This window comes from uncultured Roseovarius sp., from assembly GCF_913057115.1.
Classification (GTDB): domain Bacteria; phylum Pseudomonadota; class Alphaproteobacteria; order Rhodobacterales; family Rhodobacteraceae; genus Roseovarius.
Window position 1 is genome coordinate 1 of sequence record NZ_CAJXNN010000069.1, and the last position, 6,550, is coordinate 6,550.

5 protein-coding genes and 1 pseudogene are annotated in these 6,550 nt (G+C 62.6%); 1 reads left to right on the forward strand and 5 read right to left on the reverse strand.

Translation table 11 applies throughout. The annotated features are described in order from the left end of the window. Positions 1–221: 221 nt before the first annotated feature. The 3 genes from QZ498_RS16870 to QZ498_RS16880 all read right to left on the reverse strand — a co-directional run bounded on the left by QZ498_RS16870 (position 222) and on the right by QZ498_RS16880 (position 2,833). A complete protein-coding gene (locus QZ498_RS16870) occupies positions 222–563 on the reverse strand; it encodes a DUF427 domain-containing protein (RefSeq protein ID WP_294624357.1) in 342 nt (113 codons plus the stop codon). A gap of 68 nt (positions 564–631) precedes the next feature. Continuing rightward, a complete protein-coding gene (locus QZ498_RS16875) occupies positions 632–2,434 on the reverse strand; it encodes an aminopeptidase P family protein (RefSeq protein WP_294624359.1) in 1,803 nt (600 codons plus the stop codon). 57 nt (positions 2,435–2,491) lie between these two features. After that, complete coding sequence (locus tag QZ498_RS16880; protein ID WP_294624360.1) at positions 2,492–2,833, reverse strand: hypothetical protein; 342 nt, start codon at positions 2,831–2,833, stop codon at positions 2,492–2,494. Positions 2,834–3,038: 205 nt separating this feature from the next. Here QZ498_RS16880 and QZ498_RS16885 point away from each other — a divergent pair, with 205 nt between their 5' ends. Then, complete coding sequence (locus tag QZ498_RS16885) at positions 3,039–5,030, forward strand: DEAD/DEAH box helicase (RefSeq protein WP_294624361.1); 1,992 nt, start codon at positions 3,039–3,041, stop codon at positions 5,028–5,030. 21 nt (positions 5,031–5,051) lie between these two features. Here the strand turns inward: QZ498_RS16885 and QZ498_RS16890 are convergent, their stop codons facing one another. Together QZ498_RS16890 and QZ498_RS16895 are read right to left on the reverse strand one after the other, a co-directional pair. Continuing rightward, a complete protein-coding gene (locus QZ498_RS16890) occupies positions 5,052–6,179 on the reverse strand; it encodes an endonuclease/exonuclease/phosphatase family protein (protein WP_294624363.1) in 1,128 nt (375 codons plus the stop codon). A 71-nt stretch (positions 6,180–6,250) separates the two neighbouring features. Next, positions 6,251–6,550 (reverse strand): annotated as a pseudogene (locus tag QZ498_RS16895) (cobaltochelatase subunit CobT); the annotation flags it as partial.

Below are 6,550 nucleotides of genomic sequence, written 5' to 3' on the forward strand. Positions count from 1 at the left end.
CAGGCCCCACACAATCCTTGCAAACGCCCTCCAGGTCGGACGATGCCCGGACTGCGCCTGATGGCGGCCTTGGGCTCGAATCCGGTATTTGCCGCATCTGGCCTGAAGGTCCGGTGTCAAGAAACTGCCGAAACTTTGCAAAACCCGCTTTCCTGCGCAAAGCCACCGTTCCCCTGCGCGGCCAGCCGAAGAGGTGCGCAGGGACTGCGCAGCCTACGGGGTCAGACCCGTTCGACCGCGAGGAAATCCCCGGGATAAAACGCGAGGTGGTCCTTGATGCGGGCGACGTCGTCTTTCGGGCTTTCATAACTCCAGGCGGCGTTTTCAAGCGTTTGGCTTTTTGTGACGATGGAGTAATAGCGCGCCTCGCCCTTGTGGGGGCAGGTGGTGCGGTGATCGCTTTCGTCGAGGAAGGCCATGGCGATATCCTCTTGCGGGAAGTAGATGACATCGGGGTAGCCGGTTTCGCTGAGTTCCAGCGCGTTCTTGCTTTCAGCCAGAACCGCGCCGCCTGCGCGGACAACCCATGTGCCTTCTGCCTTCCGGATGGTGATATCGGTCATGGTACTTCCTTTTGCGTCATTTCGGGTGATCTTGCCTTGCTGTGCCGGGGAATTGTTACACCCGTGTGTCACAGCGGCTTGGTCGCTTGCTCCAACCATAGACGAGCCGGGCCGGTGATCCGAGGACTGATTTTGTCGCGGCAGGCGGCGTGGTAGGTGTTGAGCCAGTCGCGTTCTGCGTCGCTGAGCATTTCGGGGAGGATCAGGCGGCGGTCGATGGGGACGTAGTTGAGCGTTTCGAAGCAAAGCTTGCCATGGGCGTCGCCGGTGGGCAGCGGTTCGGCCTCTCGCACCACGACGATGTTTTCGATGCGGATGCCGAAGGCGCCTTCGCGGTAGTAGCCCGGCTCGTTCGAGACGATCATGCCTTCTTGGAGCGGCACTTCGCTGGTTTTCGAAAGGCGCTGTGGGCCTTCGTGGACGCAAAGATGCACGCCGATGCCGTGGCCCGTGCCATGGCCATAGTCCTGATCGGCCAGCCAGAGCGGATAGCGGGCGATGGCGTCAAGGTCGCGGCCCGCAAGGCCACGGGGCCAGCGGGTGCGGCTCATGGCGATCATGCCTTGCAGGACACGGGTGAAGGCGGCGCGTTCGTCTTGGCCTACGTCGCCCATGGGCAGGGTGCGGGTGATATCGGTGGTGCCGTCGAGGTATTGCCCGCCGCTGTCGAGAACCAGAAGGTCACCGGCTTGCAGGGTGCGGTTGCTTTGGCGGTTGACGCGGTAGTGGGCCAGCGCGCCGTTGGGGCCGGAGCCTGCAATGGTGTCAAAGCTGATGTCGAGGAGTTTGCCGGTGGCGCGGCGGCAGTCTTCGAGCTTGGTGGCGACGTCGATTTCACTGATCGTGCCGGGGGTTTGGTCGTCGTACCATGTGAGGAATTCGCACATGGCGGCGGCGTCGCGCAGGTGGGCCTCGCGCGTGGCGGCAATCTCGGCGCTGGTTTTGCAGGCCTTGGGTAGCACGCAGGGATCATCGCCTTTGGCGTGGGCGACGCCCGCCTCATCGAGTTGCTGCAGGACCCACAGGGGCGCGCTGGAATGGTCGACGCGCACGGTGCCTGTGAGGCTGCGCAGGCCCGGGCCGAAGGCGTTTGGGGGCCGGATGGTGATCTCATCGCCCAAGTGGTCGCGCACCTCGTCGGAGAGTTTGTCAGAGTCGACGAAAAGGGTCAGGTGCGCGTCGTCGTGGAGGACGGCGAAGGCATGCGGGATCGGGTTGCGGGGGATGTCGCTGCCGCGGATGTTGAGCAGCCACGCGATGGAGTCGGGCAGGGTGATGACCGCCGAGGCATGGCCCGCGTTGCGCAGCGCGGCGGCGAGGCGGCGGCGTTTGTCTTGGTGGCTTTCGCCGGCCAGATCCTCGGGGTAGATGCGGATCGCGCCCATGGGGGCACCGGGTTGGTCGGGCCAGATGGCATCAATCAGGTTATCGGTCGGGCGCAGGGTGATGCTGCTTTCCTCAAGGCCCTTTTCAATCGCCGCGATTTGGTCGGGGGTATAGAGCCAGGGGTCAAAGGCCACCACGCCGCCTTCGGGCAGGTGTTCGCGCAGCCATGCGGCGGGCGAGGTTTCGGGCCAGTCGACGGGGGTGAAAGACCCGGTCGCGACCTGTGTTTTCACCTGCACCCGGTAGCGGCCATCGACAAAGACGCCCGCCACCTGCGGCAGCACGATGCAGAACCCCGCCGAGCCGGTGAAGCCCGTCAGCCATGCCAGACGGTCATCGCGCGGGGCGACGTATTCGCCTTGGTGGGCATCGGCGCGGGGCACCATGAAGCCAGCAACGCCTTCGGCGGCCATGATATCGCGCAGGGCGGCAAGGCGGCCCGGCCCTTGGTCGGGGCTGGCGGTTTCATCGAAGGATTGGAACATCGCGGCTCTCCTGCAACTGCGCGGGTCAGGCAGTGCTAAAGGGCGGGGCGGGAAAGATCAATCATCCTGCCACGGGGGCGGGACGGGGGTGCCATCGACGCGCACTTCACCCGCTTCGTTATCCAGAACCACCGGGTTGTCGAAGAGCGTGAGAGTGGGGCGCACGCCAAAGCGGCCTTCCATCCAGTCGGCCCAGCAGTCGTTGAACCAGCTTTCGGCATTTTCGCGGCTGTCGAATTCATAGACCCCGCCACCGCCCGCCTCGGAGTTGAGGTAGTATTTGCGGCGTAACCCTTTGACCTTGTGGAAGATCTTAGTGGAGTTCAGTGATTGGTCGATGACGTCGTGATGCGGGCGTTTCGGGCCATCGAGGGGGATTTGCACAAGGGCGATGATCATCGGGCGGGCCTTTCGGGTGTTGGGTGAGGCGCAGCTTAACGCCGGATTGCCCTTTGGCTCAACTGTGGTGGGGGCGAATTGACGCCCTTGCAAGAAAAGCGCATAGGCTCTCTATACAAAGCCACCTCAAGCCGATATGCGCGACGCTTCCGCGTGGCATAGGCCATGGGCGGCTCAAATTTCCCAAGCGAAAAGACCCAGACCATTGAAAAACACCATTGCAGAGGCGCTGGCCGAAAAAGGCTATGACGTCTTGACGCCTGTTCAGCAGGCCGTGACCCAACCTGAGCTTGAGGGGCGGGACCTTTTGGTTTCGGCGCAGACCGGATCGGGCAAGACCATCGGGTTTGGCTTGGCGATTGCGCCAACGGTCTTGGGCGAGGGGGAGACATTCGGCCCGGCAGCGGCCCCCTTGGGGTTGGTCATTGCGCCGACGCGTGAGTTGGCGATGCAGGTCAAGCGTGAGCTTGGCTGGCTTTATGCCAAGGCGGGGGCGGTTCTGGCCTCCTGCGTTGGGGGGATGAATATCCGCGATGAGCGGCAGGCACTGGCGCGTGGGGCGCATATCGTTGTGGCCACGCCGGGGCGGTTGCGGGATCATATCATGCGCGGGGCGATTGACCTGACCGATGTGCGCGCCGTGGTTCTGGATGAAGCCGACGAGATGCTGGACCTTGGGTTCCGCGAGGATCTGGAGTTTATCCTTGAGGAGACCCCATGCGAGCGCCAGACGCTGTTGTTTTCCGCCACGGTGCCCAATGCCATCGCCAAGCTGGCCAAGAGCTATCAGCGCGAGGCCGAGCGGATTTCGACTGTGGGCGAGCAGACCCAGCACGCCGATATTGAGTACCGTGCGCTGACGGTGGCCCCGCATGACGCGGAAAAGGCGGTGATCAATGTTTTGCGCTATTACGAGGCCCCCAATGCCATCGTCTTTTGCAACACCCGCGCCATGGTGGCGCGGTTGACCACACGCCTGTCGAACCGGGGGTTCTCGGTGGTGGCCCTGTCGGGGGAGTTGACGCAGGGCGAACGTTCGAACGCCTTGCAGGCGATGCGCGACGGGCGCGCGCGGGTCTGTGTGGCGACCGATGTGGCCGCCCGGGGTATTGACCTGCCCAAGCTGGAATTGGTGGTGCATGCCGAATTGCCCAGCAGTCACGAAACGCTTTTGCACCGCTCGGGCCGGACGGGCCGGGCCGGTCGCAAGGGGGTGAGCGCCTTGGTGGTCGTGCCCTCGGCGCGCAAGAAGGCGGAGCGGATTTTGAAATTTGCCAAGCTGACGGCGGCCTGGGGGCCTGCACCTTCGGGCGAGGAGGTCGAGGCGCGCGATCAACAGCGGATGCTGGAAAGCGACGATTGGCAGGCGGAGATCACGGATGGTGAGCGCGCGGCGGTGGATCAATTGGTTGAGCGTTTCACGCCCGAGCAAATCGCGGCGGCTTATCTTCGCCAATACAAGCTGCGCCATTCCGCGCCGGAGGAGTTGGGCGCGGTTGTTGCCGGTAAGCCGGAGCCGAAAAAGCCCCGCGCGCCCTTTGGCCCGAGCGTTTGGTTCTCGCTGTCGGAAGGGGCCAATCAGGCGGCCTCGCCCCGGCATTTGTTGCCGATGATTTGCAAGGCAGGGGGACTCTCGAAGGAAGATATCGGGGCGATCCGCATTGCCGATGACGAATCCTATGTCGAAATTCGCGAGGCCAGCGTGCCGGGGTTCTTGGCGGCGATTGGTGAGGGGATGGTGATTGAAGGCAAAAAGCAGGTTCGGCGTTTGGAGAATGCGCCCGATCTGCCCAGCCACCGCCCCGGTAAATCCGGGCCAGCGCCTAAAGGCAGGCCCGCACCCGCCAAATATGAGCGAAAGCCCAAGGACGGTGATACGCCGGAGCCGCGTCGCAAGCCAAGGCATGGCAAGTCAAATGATGTCGCCGCCAAGCGCGAGCGCAGGGCAGAGGAGCGTGACCCGACGGTGCATGCGACCCTGAGCAAGAAGCGGCACGGCGCAAAAGGCGCTGAGCGCAGACAGGGCGATGGTGCGAAACCGGGGCAGAGGAAACCCTCGGGCAAGCCTGCGGGGCAAGAGGGCAAGCGCAAAGGCCCACCGCCACCCAAGGGCAAGCCCAACAGCAAGAAGAACCGGGCGCGTGCGGCAGCCAGGAAGATCGACAAGGCAGGGAACGCGAAACCGAAAAGGACGTGATGCCGGTCAAGGTGGAAGGCTTTAGATATTGAACTCCACCACCACCGGGCAGTGATCGGAGGCTTTGGGCCTGTCCCAGCCGATCCGGGGATAGCGGCTATGCTGCCCCGTGTTGGGGACCCGGCAAGGCATGCCTGAGCGCACGACCTGTGGCACGCCGCGCATTTTCGTGACCAAGGCAGGCGAGGCGATGATGTAATCCAACTGCGTCTTATGGCGTTCGCTGGCGTAATAATGCGTCCAGCGGTCGGCCTCGGGGAGAGTATCAAGCAGGTTGACGCCAAAGCCATCGAACAACAGGGGATCGACGCCCGAGGTGTCTTCGCCGCAGGCCGGTTCCTCCTTTTCGGTTTCATCGAAGCTGCCGTCTGCTTCCTGCACGCTGCTGACGAAGCGAAAGCGCTGAGCGTCATTGAGATCGCCACAGATGGCCCAAAGGGCATTGGCCGGGTCATCGAACTTGCGGGCGACGATTTCGCGGACCATGCAGGCCTCGGCCTGACGGGTGGCAAGGCTGTCCTCGCTGTCCCAACCGCCCATGGATTTGAAATGGCAGTTGAAGAGGCTTACCTCTTGGCCGCCGACATCGACCACGACTTCGAGACAATCGCGGCGCAAAACCCGGCGGGACCGCAGGCTACGCGCTTTGGACTTGGCCAAGGGGAAGGCATCAAGCAGGGCCTTGCCGCTGTCGGTGTCGTCGATCCACGATCCGGTGAGCCAGGCATGAGAGCGGCTGTAGAACGGGAATTTGCGGACCGAGATTGCGGCCACGTCAATGCCGCGCATGTCGTTGCCTTCATGCAGCACGCGGTTGTGGTAGCTTTCGCCACTGGTTTTCTTGACGTAAGAGTCGAGGAACCGAGAAAGGGCTTTGAAATCATCGACTTCTTGAAGCAGGCAAAGATGCGCGTCCGCCTCGGTCAGGGCCAGCGCGGTATGTTGCCGTTTGTCATCGGCCTGTGAAAGAAGGGCGGTTTGCACGAATTGTTTGAATTCCGGGAAACTGGTGTAATCGCCGGTCCCGTAGTCCCCAAGGAATTGCACGACGGGCGGCAGGTATTTCACGCTGCGATCCTCGGTGAAGGCCGAAAAATCGAAGCGGGTGAAGAGATTTTCGATGTTAAAGGTACAAAGGCGAAATTTCATGGCTAAGCGCTCCAACTTAACTTGGTGCGTTTAGCCTATCATGAAATCAACTCTGGCGATACTTTGGCGCTTTAACTCGCCCGCTTGATCCCCATCACCCGCGCGCGCGCCCTTGGGTCACTGTCAAACAGCGCCGCCAATTGTTCGGTCATGGCCCCGGCCAGTTGGTCGACATCGGTGATCGTCACCGCGCGGTCGTAATAGCGCGTCACGTCATGGCCGATGCCGATGGCCAAAAGCTCCACCTGTTTGCGGCGTTCGACCATGTCGATCACATCGCGCAGGTGTTTTTCAAGGTAATTGGCCGGGTTCACCGACAGGGTGCTGTCATCCACCGGCGCGCCGTCCGAGATCACCATCAGGATCTTGCG